The sequence below is a fragment of the Thermosyntropha tengcongensis genome (assembly GCF_055381335.1).
In genome coordinates, this window is sequence record NZ_AP042437.1 from 2,013,048 (window position 1) to 2,035,183 (window position 22,136).

The following is a 22,136-nucleotide window of genomic DNA, read 5'->3' on the forward strand; positions in this document are numbered from 1 at the left end:
CATCTTCTATCTTATTATGCCTGCCAACGGGGCCAGACAGGCATATAAACAAGCCTACCTAATTATATTAGCTAATTTGATTTATCTTTGTCAAGAAAAGGGTAAATTTTTATTTTTTCAGTATTTTACCTCTATCAGATACAGCCCCTGCGGCGGAGCTGTGATGCCTGCCTTATTTCTGTCCCTGGCTTCTATTATATTTTTCATATCTTCAGCTTTATATTTCCCCTGTCCAATTTCCACCAGGGTACCGGTTATAATCCTTACCATATTGTATAAAAAGCCATCTGCTTCGATTTTAAGCCATAAAAAAGGGAATTCATCCTCAATTTCCAGTTTTTTTACCGTACGGGTAAAGTTTTTTACGGAAGAGCCGCTGCTGCAAAACGAACGAAAATCGTGGGTGCCTTTTATATAACAGGCAGCCTTTTTCATCTCATCTACGTCCAGCACCTCACTGTTTACCCAGGCATAATTCCGGTAAAAAAGGGCTCCCTTCTCCCTACGGTAGATAAGATAGTGATAAGTCTTGCTTACAGCATTAAACCTGGGATGAAAACCTTTTTCCACATAGGAGCTTTCCCTCACCCTTATATCACCTGGCAGCACACTGTTTAAGGCGTATTTCCACCTGTCAGGCGGTATGCGGGAGGAGGTGTCAAAGGCAATTACCTGTCCCAGGGCATGTACACCAGCATCAGTCCTCCCGGCTGCTGCCAGCACAACTTTTTCCCCGGTAAGTTTATTGATAGCCTTTTCGATCTCCGCCTGGATAGTGTGAGCATTATTCTGCACCTGAAATCCGTGATAATTGGTTCCATCATATTCTATTATCAGCTTTACCCTTTTTATTTCCTCCCTGTTCATAGGCAAATGCTTATAAAAGCTATTCCTCCTGTAACTGCGATATAAAACAGATCACTGGCAGTAATTTTGAAATCATAAAGATAAGTCCTCTCCCTGGCTCCCTGATAACACCTGGTCTCCATGGCTAAAGCCAGCTCACCGGCTCTCTCAAAAGAAATTCGAAAAAGCGGAACTAATAAAGCTGTAATATTTTTAATCCTTTTTGCCACATGCTTATCCGCAAAATTTACTCCCCTGCTCATCTGGGCTTTTTTTATACGTTCCCACTCCTCCATATAAAGGGGAATAAAGCGCAGTGCTATGGTCATTATCATAATAAGCTCCTCTACGGGCAGCTTTAATCGCTTGAAAGGCGATAGCATCCTTTCCAGGGCGCTCATCAAAGCGAGCGGGGAAGTGGTAGTCATGAGTATCTGTACAGCCATGATAATCAAGGTAAGTCGCAGGATAAGTTCTCCGGCTTTTTCCGGCCTTACCCCCAAAATAACCTGTAAAAGCGCAGTGATTAAAACAAGATAAAACAAAACCCGGCTTGATTTTAAATAGTAAGGAAGATTTATGCCGGTTAAAAAAGCCTGCAGCAATCCTGCCAGCACAACTGCCAGCAAAGGCTGGGGAAAGGGGGCAGCAAGCCCTGCTGTTATGAAAAAGAGAGTCGCTATTACTTTACTGCGGGGATCCAGCCTGTGCATGGGCGAATCCCCTGGTATATACTGTCCTATGCCTGTGTTTCTATTCACCTTTTCTTTTCTCCTCGTTTGACAGAAAAGGAAATGTTCTCTTTATCTCCCTGGCTGCCTCTTCCCGGGTTTTAAGATGGATGTTGATATCAAAACCCCTTTTTTTAAGATCGTATATAACCTGATGGTGAAAAGGAGGATAAATGCCCGTCCCTGCCAGTTCTTCAGCATAAGCTGCCAGTTCTTCCGTTTTTAAATCCATGGCTATCCTGCCCGCCTCTAGGATTATTATGCGATTGCAGACATTAACCAGATGTTCCAGGTGATGGGCCACGATAATCACTGTAGTATTTTCCTGCTGATTAACCTCTTTTATTATCGCATGTATCTTTTCTCTTCCTTCAAAATCCAAAGCTGCTGTTGGCTCATCCAGCAAAAGGTAATCCGGATGCAAAGCTAATACGATAGCCAGCCCTAACCTCCTTTTTTCTCCACTGCTTAAAGTATACGGAAAGCGGTCTTTAAAAGCCTCATAGTCTAACCCTACCTTTTGCAGGGAATTTCTTACCCGTGCTTCTATTTCTTCATTTTCCAGGCCTGCACTTCGCAGCCCAAAAGCTATTTCCTCGTATATCGTGGGGGAAAAAAACTGCTCCTCGGGAAACTGAAAAACTAATCCTACCTTACGCCTTAACAGGGCTTTTTTATCAGGAGACAAGTCCTTTATATCCACACCATCTATTACTACCCTGCCTGCCTGCGGCTTTAAAAGGCCATTTAAAACCTGCAGCAGGGTAGATTTGCCTGAACCTGCCCTGCCCATAATGCCGACACAATCACCTTTTTTTATGGAAAGTGACATATCGCAAAGAGCTGTTTTTTGCCAGGGGGTTCCTGGCTGATATATATAAGTTACCTTTTCCATTTTAATTGACATAAAAAATCCACCAGTTCCTGCGGTGTAAAATTGCGGGGATTTATAAGGGTTTCGTCTATACCCAAAAGTTCCAGCAGGCGGGCATAGCCTAAAGGTTCTACACCCGCTTTTTGCCATATTTCAGTCTGCAAAAAAAGCGATTTAGAGTTTTTATATTCAATCAAAGTTCCTTCTTTTAGGACCATTATCCGGTCAGCATAGATTATCTCTTCCAGGTTATGGGTTATCCAGATAAGCGCAACCCCTGCTTCCCGGTTTATTCTCCGCAAAATCCCGGCTATCTTATGCCTGCTTTCTATTTCCAGCATAGAAGCAGGTTCATCTAAAACCAGATAATCAGGCTTTAATGCCAGAAGCCCTGCCAGGGCTATTCTCTGTTTTTGCCCTCCCGATAAAAGATAAGGAGGATGTTTTTTAAACTCCTCCATCTCTACCAGCTTTAGTGCATAATCTACCCTATCTCTTATCTCCTTCGGAGCAAGGCCTAAATTTCCTGGTCCGAAAGCTATGTCATCTTCCACTACACTGGATACTATTTGGTTGTCCGGATTAGGAAAGAGCAAACCCACTTTACGCCGTATATCAAAAAGGTTACTGGCCACTCTGGTATCCAGCCCATCTACCAGGACTTTTCCCTCGCTTGGAAGCAGCAGCCCATTAAACATACGGGCTAAAGTTGATTTGCCGGAGCCATTTTTGCCTACCACCCCTATAAACTCACCTTTTTCGATGCTAAAGCTTACATTCCGCAGTATATATTCGGGATGGCCTTTATATCTATAGCTTACATTTTCAAACCTTATCATAATTTGCTTAGTCAACTAATTCTAATATGGCCATGGGAGCTCCGTCCCCTTTTCTAAAGCCAGTCCTTATAACCCGGGTGTAGCCTCCCTGCCTGTCTGCATAACGTTCAGCCAGTTCGGTAAATAACTTATAAACTACATCTTCACGCATTATATAGGCATAAGCCTGTCTTCTGGCATGTAAGTCTCCCCGTTTGCCCAGGGTAATCATCTTGTCAGCTATGCGCTGAATCTCTTTGGCTCTGGTTTCTGTAGTAGTTATTCTTCCCTGATCTAAAAGTGAAGTAACTGCGTTTCTGAGCATAGCTTTTCTGTGATCACTTCTTAAACCTAATTTACGATAGCTCACCTTATGCCCTCCTTTCTCAGTCCTCTGGCTGTTTAAAGCCCAGGCCCAGCTCTTTAAGCTTTCTTTCGATTTCTTCCAGGGATTTTTGTCCCAGATTCCTGATTTTGCTCATTTCTTCTCTGGTCTTATTGATCAAATCGCCCACCGTATTGATATTTGCTCTCTTAAGCCCGTTGGACGCTCTGACCGAAAGCTCCAGCTCTTCAATGGACATTTCCAGGATCTTGTCTTTCTTTTCCTCTTCTTTTTCCACCAAAATTTCTACTTCGGCATAGGTATCATCAATTTCGGTGAAAAGCTTCAGATATTCGATCAAGATTTGAGCTGATAAGCTTATAGCCTCTTCAGGAGTAATGCTGCCATTGGTCCATACTTCCAGGGTGAGACGGTCATAGTCAGTGCGTTTGCCTACCCTGGTATTGTCCACGGTATAGTTGACTTTCTTTATCGGCGTATAAATGGAGTCTATAGGAATTACCCCTACTATTTCCTCTTTCTTTATCGGCTGCTGATCTGCACTTACATAGCCCCGTCCTCTCTCTACCGTCATCTCGATATTAAGTTTGGCTCCTTCATCAAGAGTAGCTATATGCAGATCCGGGTTTAATATAGTAACTTCCGCATCTGGCTCGATATCCCCGGCAGTAACCTTTTTAGGCCCTGTCTGCTCAAGCCTTATGATTTTACGTTCATTACCCGTATAGCTTACCACCATCTGCTTGATATTAAGAATTATTTCGGTAGTATCTTCCACTACATGAGGAATAGTAGAAAACTCATGCAGAACCCCATCAATCTTTATCGAGGTTACGGCAGCTCCGGGTAAAGATGAAAGCAAAACCCTTCTTAACGAGTTACCCAGGGTAGTGCCATATCCCCTTTCCAGAGGCTCAATAACAAATTTCCCGTAGTTTGCTTCCTCATTTCTCTCTACACATTCGATACGGGGCTTTTCCATCTCCAGCATTTATTTAATCCCCTCCTTCAGAGGTCTTTATCTTGAATACAGCTCAACGATAAGCTGTTCCTTAACTGGAGTATCAATCTGATCTCTAGTCGGATAAGCCAAAACAGTACCACTCATATTTTCTACATCTACACTGAGCCATTCCGGAACTGCCTTATAAGCAGCCTGTTCCTTCAATTCCTGGAACTTGGGAGATGCTTTGCTCTTTTCCCTTACCTGAATCACATCTCCAACCTTAACCAGCATAGAAGGGATATTTACCTTCTTGCCATTAACTGTAAAATGTCCGTGGTTTACCAGCTGTCGCGCTTCTTTGCGGGAAGAGGCAAATCCCAGACGATATACCACATTATCCAGCCTTCTTTCCAGAAGTATCAGCAGGTTTTCACCGGTTATGCCTCTTTGACGCTCAGCTTTTTCAAAGTAATTACGGAATTGTCTTTCCTGAACGCCATAAATTCTTTTGGTTTTTTGTTTCTCTCTCAGCTGAATCCCATATTCGCTAAGCTTCTGTCTGCGACCTTGCCCATGTACTCCCGGAGCGTAGGGGCGCCTTTCTAGTGCACACTTGTCAGAATAGCATCTGTCCCCTTTTAAATACAATTTTTCTCCTTCACGACGGCACTGGCGGCAAACTGCTTCAGTATATCTTCCCACTTAAACCACTACCTCCTTAAACCCTTCTTCTTTTAGGCGGTCTGCATCCATTATGCGGAATAGGTGTAACATCTTTGATTAAGCTTACTTCAAGTCCGGCAGCCTGCAGAGACCTTATAGCTGCTTCCCTGCCTGCCCCAGGCCCTTTTACATAACATTCAACTTCTTTCATGCCGTGTTCCATGGCTGCCTTCGCAGCTGCCTCAGCTGCCTGCTGAGCAGCAAACGGAGTGCTCTTTCTTGAGCCCTTAAATCCAACAGTACCAGCACTGGCCCAGGAAATAGCATTACCGTTTTTGTCAGTTATAGTAACAATAGTGTTGTTAAAAGTAGATTTTATATGAGCGATACCATGTTCGACATTCTTTTTTTCACGCCTTTTAACCCTGGTGGTTGTCTTTTTGGCCACTAAATTATCCCCCTTTTCCTTTGACTATTTCTTCTTGCCGGCAACGGTACGTCTCGGCCCTTTGCGAGTACGAGCATTAGTCTTGGTTCTCTGGCCTCTTACCGGCAATCCACGGCGGTGACGCAGTCCTCTGTAGCAGCCTAAATCCATCAATCTCTTTATATTCATGCTGACTTCACGGCGCAGGTCACCTTCTACCGTATATTCACGGTCGATAATCTCTCTTAATTTGGAAACTTCTTCCTCAGTTAAATCTTTGACTCGCGTATCAGGATTTATACCTGCCTTGGCTAATATTTTCTGGGAAGACGGTTTTCCTATCCCATATATATAGGTTAAAGCAATCTCCACTCTCTTATCACGCGGTAGGTCTACACCCGCAATTCTTGCCAAATCTATTCACCTCCAGATTATTAACCTTGTACCTGTTTGTGTTTAGGATTTTCACATATAACCATAACCTTGCCTTTGCGTTTTATTACCTTGCATTTTTCGCACATAGGTTTTACAGATGGTCTAACTTTCAAGCCTATTCCCTCCTTAATCGACATTCGGGATACCATTATTTAAAACGGTAAACTATGCGGCCGCGGTTTAAATCGTAGGGCGACAATTCTACCATTACTCTATCTCCTGGCAATATCCTTATAAAATTCATGCGCATCTTTCCAGATATATGGGCGAGGACTTTATGGCCGTTTTCCAGTTCGACTCGAAACATAGCGTTAGGCAGTGGTTCTATAACCGTACCCTCGACCTCAATAACATCATCCTTAGCCATTATCAGACCTCCTTCCCATCTCTTTCTCTAGCTTCCTCAATCCGCTTAAGGTTTTTCCTGATTACATGGTTTTCCGGCATCTTCCTTTCTTTCAGATAAGCCATCACATCTTCCGCTATCCAGTTCGTAAACTGCAAGTGCTTGCTGTTCTTAAGCTTGGGTTTTTCAATCCTGCGCAGGTCTCCATCCGCTATGAGGCAGTAATCATTATTTACCACATCAACCACCACAAATAGCCTTCCTTTGTCTCTGCCTCGCTTGGATATAACTACCCGGCCTATCCTTTCATCCATTAAACCGCCTCCTAATTCCTCAAAGTCAATATTTCCGGACCATCGGCGGTTATGGCAACAGTATGTTCAAAATGCGCTGAAAAACTGCCGTCCAAAGTCCTGGCTGTCCATTCATCAATATCTACATAAACCTTATAGGTCCCCATATTAAGCATAGGCTCAATAGCTAGAGTCATGCCTTCTTTCAATACCGGTCCCCGATCTGGACGGCCAAAATTAGGAACGGGCGGATCTTCATGCATACTGCGGCCTATTCCATGTCCCACAAACTCTCTTACCACCGAAAAACCATGTGTCTCAGCATAAACCTGTATCGCGTTCGATACCATACCCAAACGATTACCAGGAACTGCTTTTTCTATCCCCTTATAAAGGGCTTCTTCGGTTACTCTTATAAGTTTGAGGACTTCAGGCTTCACTTCCCCTACCGGGACCGTAATGGCAGAATCCCCGGCAAATCCATCAAGCATAAGCCCAAAATCGATACTTACTATATCTCCTTCTTTTAAAACCCTATCTGAAGGTATGCCGTGCACCACTTCATCATTTACAGAGGCACATATAACACCGGGAAAAGGACGGCCGCGCCGGGGATTGGGATAATTCTTGAAAACAGGATGTGCACCCCGCTTTTTACATTCGTATTCAGCTATAGCATTAAGGTTAGCAGTAGTTATCCCCGGCTTTACCTTTTCCTCCAATATGCTTAAAACTTCGGCCACTGCCTTTCCGGCTTTCCGCATCTTTTCAATTTCATAAGGAGTCTTCAGTATTATCATCAAAGATTCTCCAATACCTTCTTTATGTCTGCAAAAACTTCCTCAGTAGACCGGTTACCGTCTATATTATAAAGAATTCCCGTTCTCTTATAATATTCGATAAGAGGATTAGTCTGTTCATTATAAACCTCCAGGCGTTTCTTGACTATATCCCCTCTATCGTCACTGCGTTCAACCAGTTCTCCTCCGCACTTGTCGCATATGCCCTCTTTGGCAGGCGGATTAAATTTAAGATGATAAACGGCCTTACACTCTTTGCAGGTTACCCTTCCTGTCATACGCTCAATCAGTATATCATCGGGAACATAAATATTTATAGCTGCTTCCAGTTTTTTGCCTATTCCTTTGAGCAGTTCATCCAGTGCCTCAGCCTGCGCCACTGTTCTTGGAAATCCGTCCAGCAAAAAACCTTCGCTGCAATCCGGCTGCATAAGCCGTTCTTTCACTATCCCTATGGTAACCTCATCAGGAACTAATTTCCCTTCATCCATATATTTTTTGGCTTCCATACCCAGGGGGGTTTTGTTGCTTACCGCTTCCCTGAACATATCCCCGGTTGAGATATGAGGAATGGGATAGGCTGCTTTAATCTTTTCCGCCTGGGTTCCTTTACCTGCACCTGGAGGCCCCATTAAGATAACATTCACTGCCGATCATCTCCTGTTTTTATTTTATAAAACCTTCGTAATTCCTTAAGAGGAGGTGAGCCTCTATCTGCTTCATAGTGTCAAGGGCAACCCCAACTACTATAAGCAGCGCCGTTCCTCCAAACCATATCCCCTTTACTCCGGTTATTGCAATGACTATGGTAGGCAAAACGGCAATCAAAGCCAGAAAAATTCCGCCTGCCAAAGTTAGCCTTGACAGAACCTTGTCTATATATTCAGCAGTAGGCCTTCCCGGTCTTATTCCTGGTATAAAGCCTCCATATTTCTTGAGATTTTCGGCTACATCCAGGGGATTGAATATTATAGCTACATAGAAATAGGTAAAGAAAACGATTAAAACTGCATATAGTATATTATAGATTGCGGTTCCAAAATGGAAATAATTGTTCAAAAACTGGTTAAGGCTCGACTGGGGATCAGTCCAGGAAGCTATGGTCGCCGGGAACATCATGAGCGACATAGCGAAGATTATAGGAATAACCCCGGCCGAGTTGACTTTAAGCGGTAAAAAGGTGCTTTGTCCGCCATAAAGTTTTCTTCCTACTACCCTTTTGGCATACTGTACCGGTATCCTTCTCTGTCCTTCATTGACAGCAATAATTGCCACAATTATAGCCAGGGCAATTACAATGAACAGGATTATATTGAAAGCTCCGATTATTCCACCAGAAATCTGCTGAATAACCGCAGCAAATTCACCAGGCAAACGCGATACGATACCAGCAAAGATCAAAAGGGAAATTCCGTTGCCTATCCCTCTTTCGGTGATCATTTCTCCTATCCACATCAGGAAAGCAGTCCCCGCGGTAAGAGAAAGCGCAATCAAAAGATAAGAACCTACGCCCGGATTTTGGACTACCCCATAACGTCCCAGGGCAATAGACATTCCAATCGCCTGGATAAAAGCTAATACAACCGTACCATAGCGTACATACTGAGCGATGATTTTACGCCCCTCTTCCCCTTCTTTGGCCAGTTCGTCCAGCCGGGGAATAATAACCTGCAGAAGCTGCATTATAATTGATGCGTTAATATAGGGTGTAATACTCATCGCAAAAATACTGAACTTCTTAAATGCACCACCAGAAATTATATCAAAAAAACCAAAAAGCTGACCACCTAAGAGTTCCTGTATAGCCTCTGAATTAATCCCCGGTACGGGTATATGGGCTCCCAGCCTGAACACCAGGAGCATTAATAAGGTAAACAATATCTTGCTACGCAGGTCTCCTATTTTTGCTGCCTGCCCTAAAGAGCCAAACATTAAATCACCTCAACCCTGCCGCCCCTGGCTGTTATCTTCTCTTCGGCCTGTTTGCTTACTTTATGTGCCTTAACAATGAGGCTTCTTTCCAGTTCGCCGTCACCTAATATCTTTACTCCATCCTTCAGTTTCCTTACTAAGCCGCTTTCTATAAGCAGTTCAGGAGTAACTTCGGTTCCATCCGCAAAGATATTTAAATCTTTAACATTCACGATAGCATATTCTTTCTTGAATATATTGGTAAACCCGCGTTTGGGTATGCGCCTCTGCAAGGGCATCTGTCCACCTTCAAAACCTGGCCTTACGCCCCCGCCAGAACGAGCTTTTTGCCCTTTATGCCCGCGAGTAGAAGTTTTTCCGTGCCCGGAGCCTGGACCCCTTCCTACCCGTTTGGGGCGTTTATTCGCACCTGCTGGAGATTTTAGCTCATCCAGTCTCACTATAAAACCTCCCTTAAGTTTAGTCTATTTCCTCTACGGTAAGTAAGTGCTTTACCTTGTTTATCTGCCCTCTTATCTGGGGGCAATCTTCTTTTATCACTGACTGGTTAAGTTTTCTAAGGCCTAAACTTTTGATAGTCGCTCTCTGAGTCTGAGGGCAGCCTATAGTACTCTTACTCCAAGTAATCTTAAGCTTCTTAGGCAAGTTTATCCCTCCCTAGTTCAATATCTCATCCACTGTTTTGCCCCGCAGTTTTGCAACATCTTCCGGTCTCTTAAGCCCTTTCAATGCTTCGATAGTTCCATAAGCCATGTTTATGGCATTATTGGACCCCAGGGATTTTGTCAAAATATCTTTTACCCCGGCTGCCTCCAAAACTGCACGTACAGCGCCTCCTGCAATAACACCAGTACCAGGAGCAGCAGGCTTCATCCATATCTTGGCAGCTCCGAATTTAACCGTCTGCTCATGCGGGATAGTTCTGTCATCAATAAGCGGCACAGTAATCATATTTTTCTTGGCATTTTCTATAGCCTTGCGAATAGCTTCCGGAACTTCAGCTGCTTTTCCTTTGCCAACCCCAACTTTACCCTGGCCGTCACCTACAACTACCAGGGCGCTGAAGCTGAAGCGGCGTCCGCCCTTTACAACTTTCGCCACTCTGCGGATGTTGATAACTTTTTCTATCATTTCCGGAAGAGCCTGTCTATTATCGCTCATCTTTTCCCTCCTAGCTCATACAGTTTATAGACTAGAAAATAAGCCCTTTTTCTCTGGCCGCATCAGCTAAAGCAGCAACTTTGCCGTGATACTTGTAGCCGCTGCGGTCAAAGACTACTCTGGTTATCCCTTTAGCCAGCGCCCTTTCAGCAATGGCAGCCCCTACTTTTTTAGCAGCCTCTATATCTCTGGTAGAAGAAAGCCCACGCAGATCCTTGTCCAGAGTGGAAGCTGCCACCAGAGTAACTCCGCTTTCATCATCGATTATCTGTGCATATATATGATTGAGGCTTTTATAAACACAAAGCCTGGGAGCTTCTGCCGTACCAAAAACTTTTTTCCGTACCCGCTTGTGCTTTATTTTCCTTAATTCATTTCTGCTGGGTTTTTTAAACAAGGTTGTCACTCCCTCCTAAACCTATTTAGAACCTGCTTTACCAGCTTTGCGCCTAATCTGTTCATTTTCATACTTGATACCTTTTCCTTTGTACGGTTCAGGCTTCCTTATCGCTCTAATATGAGCTGCTGTGTTGCCAACCAGCTGCTTATCAATACCCTTGACTACAATTTTAGTAGGTGCAGGAACTTCAAACTCGATCCCTGCTGGGGGTTCTATTTCTACGGGATGGGAAAAGCCTATATTTATAACCAGCTTTTTACCCTGCATCTGAGCACGGTAACCTACCCCTACCAGTTCCAGCCGTTTTTCAAAGCCGTTGGTAACTCCTTCTACCATGTTAGCAACCAAAGCCCTGACCAAACCATGATAAGCTCTATTATGGCGCAGATCATTTTCTCTGGTTACAATCAACTGGTCTTCTTCCCTGGTTATAACTATATCACCGGGAATCTCCTGAGACAAAACACCTTTCGGCCCCTTTACAGTTATAACCTTATTCTCTATCGTAACTTCTACTCCCTTGGGTAGACTGATAGGCTTTCTACCAATTCTTGACACGTATTTTCCCTCCTTCAGCTACCATATATAGCAGATTACTTCTCCGCCCAGACCAAGCTTGCGGGCTTCTTTGTCAGTCATTACGCCTTTCGAAGTGGATATGATGGCTGTTCCCAGTCCACCCAAAACTTTAGGCACTTCATCTTTTTTAACATATACCCTGAGTCCTGGCTTGCTGATCCTTTTTAATCCGGTAATAACTTTTTCCTTGTTGGGGCCATACTTGAGGTATATCCTGATTATTCCCTGTTTTCCATCTTCGATATATTCATAATCCTTGATGTACCCTTCATCTTTCATAATCTTGGCAATAGCAAGTTTCATCTTAGAACTGGGTACCTCAACGGTTTCATGCATCACCATATTGCCGTTTCTGATTCTGGTCAGGAAATCGGCTATGGGATCAGTCATGACCATATTTTATACCTCCTTTACAATAGCAACACTACCAGCTTGCTTTTTTAATTCCTGGAATTTCGCCTTTGTGAGCAAGTTGACGGAAGCAAATTCTGCACATTCCGAATTTGCGCATATATGCTCTAGGCCGGCCGCAAATCTTGCAGCGATTATATTCGCGAACCTTAAATTTCTGAGGTCTCTGCTGTTTAATTATCATAGCCTTTTTAGCCATTTATTCACTTACCCCCTATCTCTAAACGGCATTCCCATGAGTCTTAACAGCTCACGTGCTTCTTCATCCGTCTTGGCGGTAGTAACAATAGATACTTCTAAACCCCGCACCTTATCAATCTTGTCATATTCGATTTCCGGGAAAATAGTCTGTTCCTTGATTCCCAGATGATAGTTCCCCCTGCCGTCAAAAGCATCAGGTGAAACACCTCTGAAGTCACGTACTCTGGGGAGAGCAAAATTTATGAGCTTATCTAAAAAGTCATACATCCTTTCTCCGCGCAAAGTAACCTTACAGCCAATCGGCATACCTTCACGCAGCTTAAAACCAGCAATTGACTTGCGCGCTCTGGTTATAACCGGTTTCTGTCCGCTTATAGCAGTAAGGTCATTTACCGCTCCATCCAGTGCTTTGGGGTTTTGAATAGCTTCTCCCACCCCAATATTCAGAACTATGCGATCTATTTTAGGAACTTGCATAACATTCTTGTATCCGAACTTTTCCATAAGCTTAGGTACTATCTCTTCTCTATATAGTTCCTGTAACCTGGCCATGTAATTTTAAGCCTCCTTTCCGGGAGCATTAGTCTATTATCTCTCCGCATTTTTTGCATACTCGTACTTTTTCTTTATTGTCAAGGATTTTAGCACCCACACGGGTCGGCTTATTGCATTTATTGCATATAAGCATCACATTTGATGCATGCAAAGGTGCTTCGATCTTAAGAATGCCTCCCTGCGGGAAAGCCCGGGAAGGTTTCTGATGTTTCTTAACTTTGTTTATCCCTTCAACTACCAGACGATTTTCTTTGGGAATTACTCTAAGCACCTTTCCTTTTTTGCCGGCGTCCTTTCCTGTAATAACCAGTACATTATCGCCTTTTTTAATGCGCATCGCTCACACCTCCATGCTTAAAGGACTTCCGGAGCTAGGGATACTATTTTCATGAAATTCTTTTCTCTGAGTTCCCTGGCTACAGGCCCAAATATACGGGTCCCTCTAGGATTGTTGTTATTATCTATTATTACCGCTGCATTTTCGGAAAAAGATATATATGAACCATCTTCGCGTCTTATTTCCTTCTTGGTGCGAACTACCACCGCTTTCACAACATCGCCTTTTTTCACTATGCCGCCTGGGGTTGCTTCTTTAACTGAAGCGATTATGACATCCCCCACGGTAGCATACCTTCTGGTAGAGCCACCAAGAACCCTTATGCATAAAAGCTTTTTAGCTCCTGTGTTATCTCCTACCTGAAGTATAGTTTCTTGCTGAATCATCGTGTAAACCTCCCTTCATGATGCAGGCCTACTCTAAAGTCTTAGCTCTCTCTACAATTTCCACCAGTCTCCATCTTTTTTCTTTGCTCAAGGGACGGGTTTCCATAATTTTTACTACATCACCGACTTTAGCTTCGTTATTTTCATCATGAGCCTTATATTTTTTGCTGGTCTTTATCGTTTTCTTATACAAAGGATGCTGTTTGACTGTCTCTACCCTTACCACAATCGTCTTATCCATCTTATCGCTTACAACAGTCCCCAGCCTTACCTTTCTATTTCCACGGTTTTCAGCCACCCTTAGACCTCCTTTGCCCTAATTACTTTTTCGCAAGCTCCCGCTGTCTTAAAACCGTCTTGCATCTGGCGATATTTCTCTTTACTTCCCTTATGCGCATGGGGTTGTCTAACTGACCGGTGGCCAGTTGAAACCTTAAATTGAATAACTCTTCTTTATAGTCATCAACCTTTTTCAAGAGTTCCTGATCGGTAAGTTCTCTCATTTTTTTAGCTTTCACTAGCCTCACCACCCATTTCTTCACGTTTCACAAATTTACATTTAACCGGCAGTTTGTGAGATGCCAGGCGCATGGCTTCCTTGGCTACTTCTTCGCTAACACCGGAAAGCTCAAACATAACTCTTCCCGGTTTTACTACTGCTATCCAGTGTTCAGGAGAACCTTTCCCTTTACCCATACGAGTTTCTGCCGGTTTTACAGTAATCGGACGATCCGGGAATATTTTTATCCAAACTTTTCCGCCTCTTTTTACATGCCTGGTTATAGCAACACGAGCAGCCTCAATCTGGCGGTTGGTGATCCATCCGGGTTCTAAAGCCATAAGTCCATATTCGCCATAAGTTACTGTATTCCCCTTATTTGCCTTACCTGTAAGCTTTCTAGGTCTGTGCGGTCTTCTATACTTAACTCTCTTCGGGGTAAGCATTAGTTATCTGCCTCCTCCACTACTTTCTGCGGGGGTCTCTTTTTTGCTTCCGGCAAAATTTCGCCCCGGTTTATCCAAACCTTTATCCCGATTTTTCCATAAGTTGTATTAGCTTCAGCAAATCCATAGTCAATATCTGCCCTTAAGGTATGCAGAGGAACCTTGCCTTCAGAAATCCACTCGGTTCTTGCTATTTCAGCTCCCGCCAGCCTTCCGGACACGGCAACTTTCATGCCTACGGCTCCTGCCCGCATAGTTCTGGCCAAAGCCTGTTTCATTGCCCTTCTAAAAGCAACCCTCTTTTCAATCTGCTGAGCTATCGTTTCTGCTACAATCTGGGCATCCAGTTCGGGTTTCTTTATTTCCTGGATATTTATGCTCACATTCTTGCCGGTCATCTTATTTAACTCATCTCTTAATACCTCAACTTCATTTCCGCCCCGGCCGATTATAATACCAGGTTTAGCAGTGTGGATAGTAACCCTCACTCTGTTTCCGGTACGCGCAATTTCTATACGGGAAATACCGGCAATATAAAAACGTTCTTTTATAAATTTGCGGATTTTATAATCCTCATGGAGCAGATCGGTGTAATCCCGGTCAGCATACCAGTTGGAATCCCAAGTTCTTATTACCCCAAGCCTAAATCCTTTCGGATGAACCTTCTGACCCACTATTTAACCTCCTTTTCCCTTAAAACAACAGTTATGTGGCTGGTTCTGTGACGCCTCAGATCTGCTCTTCCATAAGCCCGAGGACGCATGCGCTTGATTGTTGGCCCTTCGTCAACATATATCTCAGATATATATAAATCATCAGAATCCATGTCATAGTTGTGCTCAGCATTAGCAATAGCAGATTTTAAAAGTTTATAGATCATAGGAGCAGACCTTTTGTTGGTATATTTAAGAATCGCTAAAGCTTCATTTACATCTTTTCCTCTTATCAAGTTAACTACCTGACGAGCCTTAAGAGGAGATACCCTGAGATAACGAGCAACTGCCCTGGCTTCCACGATGGCTGCCTCCTTTCTTTATCTTGACTTGCTTGCTCTTTCATTCTTGGAACCGGCATGCCCTTTAAATGTGCGGGTAGGAGCAAATTCTCCCAGCTTCATGCCTACCATTTCTTCGGTTATATAAACCGGTACATGCCTGCGTCCATCATGTACAGCAATAGTATGGCCAATCATCTGCGGCATAATAGTAGACCGTCTGGACCAGGTTTTGATAACCCTTTTCTGGCCAGATTCATTCATGGCCTCTATCTTTTTTAAAAGTTTTTCATCACAATAAGGTCCCTTTTTTAGTGATCTAGCCATTTGTAGACCTCCTTAATTATTTGCGTTTCTTGATAATCATCTTATCAGAAGGTTTCTTCTTGCGAGTCTTGCCACCAATAGCAATCTTACCCCAAGGAGAAACCGGATATTTTCTTCCTACAGGAGCACGACCTTCTCCACCGCCGTGTGGATGGTCAACCGGGTTCATAGCTGCACCGCGAACCGTAGGCCTTCTTCCTAACCAGCGTGATCTACCAGCTTTTCCGATAGTAACATTTTCATGGTCAAGATTTCCTACCTGGCCAACAGTTGCCCGGCAGTTCAAGTGAATAAGTCTAACTTCTCCCGAAGGCAGCCTTACATGAGCATAGTCGCCTTCTTTAGCCATAAGCTGCGCTACAGATCCGGCTGCTCTAACCAGCTGGCCGCCTTTGCCTGGTCTTAATTCGATGTTGTGGATAAGAGTACCAACCGGTATATCCCTTAACGGGAGAGCGTTGCCCGGCTTTATATCAGCATCAGGTCCAGATTCAACTATGTCCCCAACTTTCAACTTATCCGGTGCGATTATATAAGCCTTGTGTCCATCCAGATAGTGCAAAAGGGCAATATTAGCTGAACGGTTAGGATCGTATTCAATCGCCGCTACTTTAGCAGGAACTCCATCTTTTGTCCGCTTAAAGTCAATTATGCGGTATAAGCGCTTATGTCCGCCACCTCTGTGTCTTACCGTAATACGGCCTTTAGCATTGCGTCCCGCTTTGCTTCTAAGAGGAACGGTTAAGCTCTTTTCAGGCTCTTTCTTGGTTATTTCTTCAAATGACATCACAGTCATGTGTCTTCTGCTAGGTGTCACAGGTTTATAGCTTTTTACCGGCATTTTTACTTTCCCTCCTTACTGCACAGCCAAACACCTATTACATACCTTCGAATAAGCGTATCTTATGTCCTGGTTTAAGGGTTACGATAGCTTTTTTGCGGTCCGGGGTTTTGCCTTCAAATCTTCCCATACGCTTTGTCTTGCCTTTCACGTTCATGGTGCGTACTTTTTCTACCCGGACATCAAAGATTTTTTCTATAGCATTCTTTATTTCAGTTTTATTGGCTTTTTTATCAACAATAAAGGTATACTTGTTGTCAGCTAAAAGATCCATCGATTTTTCAGTTATAACCGGTTTGATGATAATATCGCGAGGGTCCTTCATTATGCGAACACCTCCTCTACCTTGGCCACAGCATCTTTGGTAATAAGCAGGGTTTCATACTTTAAGAGATCATATACATTTATAAAATCGGCTCTTAAAGGTTTAACTCCCGGTATATTGCGGGCGGATTTTACTACATTGCTGTCAGCAGAATCCAGTGTAACCAGCAAAGTCTTTTTCCCTGCATTTAAGGCTTTTAAAACCTCAACCATTTTCTTGGTTTTAGGCTCATCAAAGACCAGTTTATCAACTACGATGATATTATTGTCTTTAACTTTGGCTGACAATGCAGAACGCATAGCCAATCTTCTAACTTTTTTGGGTAAGCGGTAAGAATAATCACGCGGTTTGGGTCCAAAAACTATTCCGCCGCCTCTCCAGATAGGATTGCGGATGCTGCCTACACGAGCACGGCCGGTACCTTTTTGTCTCCATGGCTTTCTTCCACTTCCGCTTACTTCCCCTCTATTTTTAGTAGAAGCAGTTCCTACTCTTTTATTGGCCAGCTGCATCTTTACAAAATCAGCCAGTACTGCTTCGTTAGGTTCTATGCCAAAAACATTATCATTCAATTCAATTTCGCCTATTTGGGCCCCACTCATGTCATACAACGCTACCTTAGGCATTTTCACAACCTCCTCTTTTCCAGTTCAGGTCATCATTCTTTTAGGCTTTAACTGAGTCTTTTATCATAACCAGACCTCTTTTGGGCCCTGGAATTGCACCCTTGATCAGGATAAGATTACGTTCCGGATAGACTTTTACTACCTTCAAGCCCTGGACAGTAACCCTTTCGCCTCCCATGCGGCCAGGAAGCTTACGTCCTTTAAATACGCGAGCAGGTCCTTTAGCTCCCAGAGAACCCGGACGGCGATGATATTTTGATCCATGTCCCATAGACCCACGGGCAAAGTTATGTCTCTTTACTCCACCAGCAAATCCTTTACCCTTGGAAGTGCCTACCACATCCACTATATCCCCGGGTTCAAAAATATCGACCTTGATTTCCTGCCCAACTTCATAAGCATCTACATCACTTACTCTGAACTCTTTTATATAACGCATAGGCTTTACATTGGCTTTCTTGAAGTGTCCTTTCAACGGCTTATTAACCTTCTTTTCTTTCAGGTTGTAAAAGCCTACCTGAATAGCGTTATAACCATCAGTTTCGACTTTCTTTTTCTGAATAACCGTACAGGGACCTGCCTCTACTACAGTAACAGGTATCGCTTTGCCATTTTCATCAAATATCTGGGTCATGCCAACTTTAATGCCCATTATGCCTTTTTTTACATCTCTAGCCACTTTGTTACCTCCTAACTTTCTTTGTGATTGGTTGGAAGTGGGATCTCCAACTTCACATTCTCTACTCTCTTCGCCTTAAGACCTTAACACCCACTAGTCTTTCAGCTTTAACCTCTGGGCAGAATTAAAGCTTAATTTCAATGTCTACTCCGGAAGGCAGATCCAGATGCATTAAGGCATCAATAGTTTTGGGGTTAGGATCCAGTATATCTATAAGGCGTTTGTGAGTTCTCATTTCAAACTGCTCCCTGGAATCTTTATTTACATGGGGAGATCTTAAAATAGTGTATATAGTTCTCTCTGTGGGCAGGGGAATTGGTCCCGAAACCCTTGATCCATTCTTTTTAGCAGTTTCCACAATTTTTTGTGAGGATTGATCAAGCAGTTTATGATCAAAAGCTTTTAATTTTATTCTTACTTTCTGCTTAGCACTCACTCCAGCATTAACCTCCTTAACTTGGGTTATTCGTTACACGCAGCCGGGTGTTTTGCAGGAACAAACCTGATCGTTCCTTAAACGAACGACCAGGTTTACATCCCTTACTCAATTATAGAAGTAACAACACCGGCGCCAACAGTTCTTCCGCCTTCTCTTATCGCAAATCTCAATCCTTCTTCAATGGCTATCGGGGTGATAAGCTCGATAGTCATCTGTACGTTGTCCCCGGGCATTACCATCTCTACACCTTCAGGAAGGCTGATTACTCCTGTTACGTCAGTTGTACGGAAATAAAACTGCGGCCTGTATCCGCTGAAGAACGGAGTGTGTCTTCCCCCTTCTTCCTTGGTCAAAACGTATACCTCTGCATTAAATTTGGTATGCGGCTTTATGCTGCCCGGCTTGGCCAGCACCATTCCTCTTTCTACTTCTTTCCTGTCTACTCCTCTTAACAGGGTCCCTATGTTGTCTCCTGCCTGTGCTTCATCAAGCAGCTTCCGGAACATTTCTACTCCGGTGCATACGGTCTTCTTGGTCTCTTCTCTCAACCCTACTATCTCTACTTCGTCCCCTACTTTTACCTTTCCTCTCTCTACTCTCCCGGTGGTTACGGTTCCTCTTCCGGTTATGGTAAATACGTCTTCTATCGGCATCAAGAACGGCTTGTCTACATCTCTCTCCGGCATCGGCACATATTCATCTACTGCATCCATTAACTGCCAGATCCTGCCGCACCATTCGCAGTCCCTGCTTCCACATCCGCATTCTAATGCCTTAAGCCCAGATCCCCTGATTACAGGTACATCGTCTCCCGGAAACTCATATTCATTAAGCAGTTCTCTTACTTCCATCTCTACCAGTTCTAATAATTCTTCATCATCTACCATGTCTATCTTGTTCAAAAATACTACTATATACGGTACTCCTACCTGACGGGACAAAAGTATGTGCTCTCTGGTCTGCGGCATCGGACCATCTGCTGCGCTTACTACCAGTATGGCCCCATCCATCTGGGCTGCTCCGGTTATCATGTTCTTTACATAGTCAGCGTGTCCCGGACAGTCCACATGGGCATAGTGCCTCTTGTCGGTCTGATACTCTACGTGAGCAGTGTTGATGGTTATTCCTCTTTCTCTTTCTTCCGGTGCCTTGTCGATTTCATCATAAGAGGTAGCTTGAGCTCCACCTACTTTGGACAATACATAAGTAATCGCTGCTGTCAAAGTAGTCTTGCCATGGTCTACGTGCCCTATGGTCCCAATGTTAAGATGCGGCTTGGTCCTCTCAAATTTTGCCTTTGCCATCTTCTTCTCACCTTTCCTTTCAGATTTTCTCCAGCATTTGCATTAAGTTAAACACTGCCTTTCTAAATAGGCAATCCATATCTTTTGGCGATAATTTCCCTTTTTTTAGCTTCAGGTACTTCAGCATAATTCTTGATATGCATAGAAAATGTAGCGCGGCCCTGGCTTAAAGATCTTAAGCTGGTGGCATAGCCAAAAGTCTCCGCCAGAGGCACAGTACCTTTGATTATCTTGCCATCTTTAGCTTCTTCTAAATTATATATCCTGCCTCGTCGCGCATTAAGATCGGATATTACATCCCCTACATACTCTTCCGGGCAAATTATTTCTATTTCCATAATAGGCTCCAACAAACAGGGATCAGCTTTTTGCAAAGCCTCTTTTATAGCCATAACTGCTGCCACTTTAAACGCCTGTTCATTGGAAGCTTCCTCATCATAAGAACCGCCCAGAAGCACAACTTCCAAGTCATCAACAGGATATCCAGCCAATATACCAGCCTGTAAAGCCTCCATGACTCCGGCTTTGATCGGTTCTATAAACTGGCGCGGGATTATCTCTTCGGAAGTTTTATCCACAAAGTTTTTCCCTTTTCCTTCTTCTAAAGGAAGGACCTCTAAAACAACATGGGCAAACTGCCCACGACCTCCCACCTGTTTTTCCAGTCTAAACTCTCCTCGCGCCTTATTCTTTACGGTTTCCTTATATGCTACCTGTGGATTTCCTACATTAGCATTTACCTTAAATTCCCTGAGCAGCCTGTCTATAATAATCTCCAGATGAAGCTCTCCCATCCCCGATATTATGGTCTGTCCTGTTTCAGGGTCGGTTCTGGTTCTAAAAGTAGGATCCTCTTCTGCCAGCCTTGCCAGGCTCTCACTTATCTTATCCTGATCAGCTTTGGTTTTTGGCTCGATCGCTACATCGATTACCGGTTCAGGGAAGCTCATCGGTTCTAACAGGGCAACCTTGTTTTCCAGGCACAAGGTATCACCAGTTGTTGTATCTTTTAGCCCTACCCCTGCTATTATGTCACCGGCGTAAGCCACATCCATTTCTTCCCTGTGGTTAGCATGCATCCTTAAAATCTTGGTTATGCGCTCTTTGCGACCTTTGCCAACATTCAAAACCTGCATCCCTGTTTTCAAAGTGCCAGAATAAATCCTCAGGTAAGTAAGTTTACCCACATAAGGATCACTCATAACCTTAAAGGCTAGAGCGCACAGCGCCTCATCCGGATCAGCTTTAAACTCTACCTCATCCCCGGTATCCATGCTTTTACCCTTCACCGGAGGGAGGTCTAACGGTGAAGGGAGATAATGAACTACTCCATCAAGCAGCATTTGAACCCCTTTATTTTTAAAAGAAGAACCGCAGAAAACCGGAACCAGGTTATTGGATATCACTTCTTTGCGCAAAGCCCTTATTATTTCTTCAGGCGTAAATTCTTGCCCTTCCAGATATTTTTCCATAATTTCATCATCATATTCGGCAAGCTTTTCTAAAAGTAAATTCCTGTATTCTTCCGCCTGAAGAGTTTCCTCATCTGTAAGTTTTCTTGTCGTGTAAGTCTCCCCAGTTTCATCCTGGTCATAAACATAAGCAACCAGCCTTATCAGATCAATTACACCTATAAAGGAATCTTCAGCACCTATAGGCAACTGGACCGGCACCGGTTCACAACCCAAATTTTGCTTCATCATATCTATAACCCGGAAAAAATCAGCTCCAATCCGGTCCATCTTGTTTATATATGCTATACGAGGAACGTGGTATTTGTCCGCCTGCCGCCAGACCGTTTCTGACTGCGGCTGTACTCCAGCCACCGCACAGAATATAGCTATAGCCCCATCGAGCACGCGCAAAGACCTTTCCACTTCAACTGTAAAGTCCACATGTCCGGGCGTGTCGATAATGTTAATAGTATGATCTTTCCACCGGCAGGTAGTAGCAGCGGAAGTAATAGTTATACCCCGCTCCTGCTCCTGGGTCATCCAATCCATAGTAGCTGTGCCTTTATCGACTTCCCCCATCTTATGGACTTTACCCGTGTAATAGAGTATCCTCTCTGTAGTAGTTGTCTTGCCTGCATCAATATGCGCCATTATACCTATATTTCTGACGGCAGATAGAGCACTGTGGTCAGGCACTATAAACCACTCCTCGCCT

The 22,136-nt window shown here is 43.7% G+C and carries 38 protein-coding genes; all 38 read right to left on the reverse strand.

Features of this window, described 5'->3' with window-relative positions; translation table 11 throughout:
- Positions 1-117: 117 nt before the first annotated feature.
- A complete protein-coding gene (gene truA, locus ACZ42E_RS09715; protein WP_464892132.1) occupies positions 118-867 on the reverse strand; it encodes a tRNA pseudouridine(38-40) synthase TruA in 750 nt (249 codons plus the stop codon).
- Positions 864-1,607 carry an energy-coupling factor transporter transmembrane component T family protein gene (locus tag ACZ42E_RS09720; RefSeq protein WP_464892133.1) on the reverse strand — a complete coding sequence of 248 codons (744 nt, stop codon included), beginning with the start codon at positions 1,605-1,607 and terminating at the stop codon, positions 864-866. Before ACZ42E_RS09720 ends, truA begins: the two co-directional genes overlap by 4 nt.
- Positions 1,600-2,484 carry an ATP-binding cassette domain-containing protein gene (locus ACZ42E_RS09725; protein ID WP_464892134.1) on the reverse strand — a complete coding sequence of 295 codons (885 nt, stop codon included), beginning with the start codon at positions 2,482-2,484 and terminating at the stop codon, positions 1,600-1,602. Before ACZ42E_RS09725 ends, ACZ42E_RS09720 begins: the two co-directional genes overlap by 8 nt.
- Positions 2,460-3,290, reverse strand: coding sequence for an ATP-binding cassette domain-containing protein (locus ACZ42E_RS09730; protein ID WP_464892135.1), 831 nt, complete (start codon positions 3,288-3,290; stop codon positions 2,460-2,462). Before ACZ42E_RS09730 ends, ACZ42E_RS09725 begins: the two co-directional genes overlap by 25 nt.
- 7 nt (positions 3,291-3,297) lie before the next feature.
- Complete coding sequence (gene rplQ, locus ACZ42E_RS09735) at positions 3,298-3,639, reverse strand: 50S ribosomal protein L17 (protein ID WP_464892136.1); 342 nt, start codon at positions 3,637-3,639, stop codon at positions 3,298-3,300.
- Between the two features lie 16 nt (positions 3,640-3,655).
- Positions 3,656-4,606 carry a DNA-directed RNA polymerase subunit alpha gene (locus ACZ42E_RS09740; RefSeq protein WP_464892137.1) on the reverse strand — a complete coding sequence of 317 codons (951 nt, stop codon included), beginning with the start codon at positions 4,604-4,606 and terminating at the stop codon, positions 3,656-3,658.
- 27 nt (positions 4,607-4,633) lie between these two features.
- The gene (gene rpsD, locus ACZ42E_RS09745) at positions 4,634-5,263 is read right to left on the reverse strand and encodes a 30S ribosomal protein S4 (protein ID WP_464892138.1); all 630 of its coding nucleotides are present in this window, start codon (positions 5,261-5,263) and stop codon (positions 4,634-4,636) included.
- 16 nt (positions 5,264-5,279) lie between these two features.
- Positions 5,280-5,672: a 30S ribosomal protein S11 gene (gene rpsK, locus ACZ42E_RS09750; RefSeq protein ID WP_464892139.1), complete on the reverse strand. Its 393-nt coding sequence runs from the start codon at positions 5,670-5,672 to the stop codon at positions 5,280-5,282.
- A gap of 24 nt (positions 5,673-5,696) precedes the next feature.
- Positions 5,697-6,065 (reverse strand): 30S ribosomal protein S13, encoded by a 369-nt coding sequence (gene rpsM, locus ACZ42E_RS09755; protein WP_464892140.1) that lies wholly within the window; start codon positions 6,063-6,065, stop codon positions 5,697-5,699.
- A 20-nt stretch (positions 6,066-6,085) separates the two neighbouring features.
- Positions 6,086-6,199: a 50S ribosomal protein L36 gene (rpmJ, locus tag ACZ42E_RS09760; RefSeq protein WP_073090637.1), complete on the reverse strand. Its 114-nt coding sequence runs from the start codon at positions 6,197-6,199 to the stop codon at positions 6,086-6,088.
- A 35-nt stretch (positions 6,200-6,234) separates the two neighbouring features.
- Positions 6,235-6,453: a translation initiation factor IF-1 gene (gene infA / locus ACZ42E_RS09765; RefSeq protein ID WP_073090634.1), complete on the reverse strand. Its 219-nt coding sequence runs from the start codon at positions 6,451-6,453 to the stop codon at positions 6,235-6,237.
- 2 nt (positions 6,454-6,455) lie between these two features.
- Positions 6,456-6,746 carry an RNA-binding protein gene (locus ACZ42E_RS09770; protein ID WP_464892141.1) on the reverse strand — a complete coding sequence of 97 codons (291 nt, stop codon included), beginning with the start codon at positions 6,744-6,746 and terminating at the stop codon, positions 6,456-6,458.
- Positions 6,747-6,757: 11 nt separating this feature from the next.
- Complete coding sequence (map, locus tag ACZ42E_RS09775; protein WP_464893526.1) at positions 6,758-7,525, reverse strand: type I methionyl aminopeptidase; 768 nt, start codon at positions 7,523-7,525, stop codon at positions 6,758-6,760.
- Positions 7,525-8,172 carry an adenylate kinase gene (locus ACZ42E_RS09780; RefSeq protein WP_464892142.1) on the reverse strand — a complete coding sequence of 216 codons (648 nt, stop codon included), beginning with the start codon at positions 8,170-8,172 and terminating at the stop codon, positions 7,525-7,527. Before ACZ42E_RS09780 ends, map begins: the two co-directional genes overlap by 1 nt.
- 19 nt (positions 8,173-8,191) lie before the next feature.
- Entirely contained in the window at positions 8,192-9,457 is a 1,266-nt protein-coding gene (gene secY, locus ACZ42E_RS09785; RefSeq protein ID WP_464892143.1) for a preprotein translocase subunit SecY, read from the reverse strand.
- The gene (gene rplO, locus ACZ42E_RS09790; protein ID WP_464892144.1) at positions 9,457-9,897 is read right to left on the reverse strand and encodes a 50S ribosomal protein L15; all 441 of its coding nucleotides are present in this window, start codon (positions 9,895-9,897) and stop codon (positions 9,457-9,459) included. Before rplO ends, secY begins: the two co-directional genes overlap by 1 nt.
- Before the next feature lie 19 nt (positions 9,898-9,916).
- Complete coding sequence (gene rpmD / locus ACZ42E_RS09795; RefSeq protein ID WP_073090616.1) at positions 9,917-10,102, reverse strand: 50S ribosomal protein L30; 186 nt, start codon at positions 10,100-10,102, stop codon at positions 9,917-9,919.
- A 12-nt stretch (positions 10,103-10,114) separates the two neighbouring features.
- Positions 10,115-10,618, reverse strand: coding sequence for a 30S ribosomal protein S5 (gene rpsE, locus ACZ42E_RS09800; RefSeq protein ID WP_464892145.1), 504 nt, complete (start codon positions 10,616-10,618; stop codon positions 10,115-10,117).
- Between the two features lie 31 nt (positions 10,619-10,649).
- The gene (gene rplR / locus ACZ42E_RS09805; RefSeq protein ID WP_464892146.1) at positions 10,650-11,015 is read right to left on the reverse strand and encodes a 50S ribosomal protein L18; all 366 of its coding nucleotides are present in this window, start codon (positions 11,013-11,015) and stop codon (positions 10,650-10,652) included.
- Between the two features lie 21 nt (positions 11,016-11,036).
- Positions 11,037-11,576 (reverse strand): 50S ribosomal protein L6, encoded by a 540-nt coding sequence (gene rplF, locus ACZ42E_RS09810; RefSeq protein WP_464892147.1) that lies wholly within the window; start codon positions 11,574-11,576, stop codon positions 11,037-11,039.
- 18 nt (positions 11,577-11,594) lie between these two features.
- Positions 11,595-11,993: a 30S ribosomal protein S8 gene (gene rpsH / locus ACZ42E_RS09815; protein WP_073090603.1), complete on the reverse strand. Its 399-nt coding sequence runs from the start codon at positions 11,991-11,993 to the stop codon at positions 11,595-11,597.
- A gap of 28 nt (positions 11,994-12,021) precedes the next feature.
- Positions 12,022-12,207, reverse strand: coding sequence for a type Z 30S ribosomal protein S14 (locus ACZ42E_RS09820; RefSeq protein WP_073090600.1), 186 nt, complete (start codon positions 12,205-12,207; stop codon positions 12,022-12,024).
- An 8-nt stretch (positions 12,208-12,215) separates the two neighbouring features.
- Positions 12,216-12,761: a 50S ribosomal protein L5 gene (rplE, locus tag ACZ42E_RS09825; protein WP_464892148.1), complete on the reverse strand. Its 546-nt coding sequence runs from the start codon at positions 12,759-12,761 to the stop codon at positions 12,216-12,218.
- A 28-nt stretch (positions 12,762-12,789) separates the two neighbouring features.
- Positions 12,790-13,101 (reverse strand): 50S ribosomal protein L24, encoded by a 312-nt coding sequence (gene rplX / locus ACZ42E_RS09830; protein WP_464892149.1) that lies wholly within the window; start codon positions 13,099-13,101, stop codon positions 12,790-12,792.
- A 17-nt stretch (positions 13,102-13,118) separates the two neighbouring features.
- Positions 13,119-13,487: a 50S ribosomal protein L14 gene (gene rplN / locus ACZ42E_RS09835; protein WP_073090591.1), complete on the reverse strand. Its 369-nt coding sequence runs from the start codon at positions 13,485-13,487 to the stop codon at positions 13,119-13,121.
- A gap of 28 nt (positions 13,488-13,515) precedes the next feature.
- On the reverse strand, positions 13,516-13,785 hold the full coding sequence (gene rpsQ / locus ACZ42E_RS09840; protein WP_464892150.1) for a 30S ribosomal protein S17: 270 nt from the start codon (positions 13,783-13,785) through the stop codon (positions 13,516-13,518).
- 22 nt (positions 13,786-13,807) lie between these two features.
- Positions 13,808-14,005: a 50S ribosomal protein L29 gene (gene rpmC / locus ACZ42E_RS09845; RefSeq protein WP_464892151.1), complete on the reverse strand. Its 198-nt coding sequence runs from the start codon at positions 14,003-14,005 to the stop codon at positions 13,808-13,810.
- Positions 13,995-14,432 carry a 50S ribosomal protein L16 gene (gene rplP, locus ACZ42E_RS09850; RefSeq protein ID WP_464892152.1) on the reverse strand — a complete coding sequence of 146 codons (438 nt, stop codon included), beginning with the start codon at positions 14,430-14,432 and terminating at the stop codon, positions 13,995-13,997. Before rplP ends, rpmC begins: the two co-directional genes overlap by 11 nt.
- Positions 14,432-15,106, reverse strand: coding sequence for a 30S ribosomal protein S3 (gene rpsC, locus ACZ42E_RS09855; protein ID WP_464892153.1), 675 nt, complete (start codon positions 15,104-15,106; stop codon positions 14,432-14,434). Before rpsC ends, rplP begins: the two co-directional genes overlap by 1 nt.
- Positions 15,106-15,447, reverse strand: coding sequence for a 50S ribosomal protein L22 (gene rplV / locus ACZ42E_RS09860; protein ID WP_464892154.1), 342 nt, complete (start codon positions 15,445-15,447; stop codon positions 15,106-15,108). The genes rpsC and rplV overlap by 1 nt, the downstream gene beginning before the upstream one ends.
- 18 nt (positions 15,448-15,465) lie before the next feature.
- The gene (gene rpsS / locus ACZ42E_RS09865; protein ID WP_464892155.1) at positions 15,466-15,753 is read right to left on the reverse strand and encodes a 30S ribosomal protein S19; all 288 of its coding nucleotides are present in this window, start codon (positions 15,751-15,753) and stop codon (positions 15,466-15,468) included.
- Between the two features lie 16 nt (positions 15,754-15,769).
- Positions 15,770-16,594, reverse strand: coding sequence for a 50S ribosomal protein L2 (rplB, locus tag ACZ42E_RS09870; protein WP_464892156.1), 825 nt, complete (start codon positions 16,592-16,594; stop codon positions 15,770-15,772).
- Positions 16,595-16,631: 37 nt separating this feature from the next.
- A complete protein-coding gene (gene rplW, locus ACZ42E_RS09875; protein ID WP_464892157.1) occupies positions 16,632-16,919 on the reverse strand; it encodes a 50S ribosomal protein L23 in 288 nt (95 codons plus the stop codon).
- Positions 16,919-17,545 carry a 50S ribosomal protein L4 gene (gene rplD / locus ACZ42E_RS09880; RefSeq protein ID WP_464892158.1) on the reverse strand — a complete coding sequence of 209 codons (627 nt, stop codon included), beginning with the start codon at positions 17,543-17,545 and terminating at the stop codon, positions 16,919-16,921. Before rplD ends, rplW begins: the two co-directional genes overlap by 1 nt.
- A 40-nt stretch (positions 17,546-17,585) precedes the next feature.
- On the reverse strand, positions 17,586-18,197 hold the full coding sequence (gene rplC, locus ACZ42E_RS09885; RefSeq protein ID WP_464893527.1) for a 50S ribosomal protein L3: 612 nt from the start codon (positions 18,195-18,197) through the stop codon (positions 17,586-17,588).
- Between the two features lie 151 nt (positions 18,198-18,348).
- Positions 18,349-18,660: a 30S ribosomal protein S10 gene (gene rpsJ / locus ACZ42E_RS09890; protein WP_464892159.1), complete on the reverse strand. Its 312-nt coding sequence runs from the start codon at positions 18,658-18,660 to the stop codon at positions 18,349-18,351.
- A 104-nt stretch (positions 18,661-18,764) separates the two neighbouring features.
- On the reverse strand, positions 18,765-19,967 hold the full coding sequence (tuf, locus tag ACZ42E_RS09895; RefSeq protein ID WP_464892160.1) for an elongation factor Tu: 1,203 nt from the start codon (positions 19,965-19,967) through the stop codon (positions 18,765-18,767).
- Positions 19,968-20,029: 62 nt separating this feature from the next.
- Positions 20,030-22,117 carry an elongation factor G gene (gene fusA, locus ACZ42E_RS09900; RefSeq protein WP_464892161.1) on the reverse strand — a complete coding sequence of 696 codons (2,088 nt, stop codon included), beginning with the start codon at positions 22,115-22,117 and terminating at the stop codon, positions 20,030-20,032.
- Positions 22,118-22,136 lie beyond the last annotated feature (19 nt).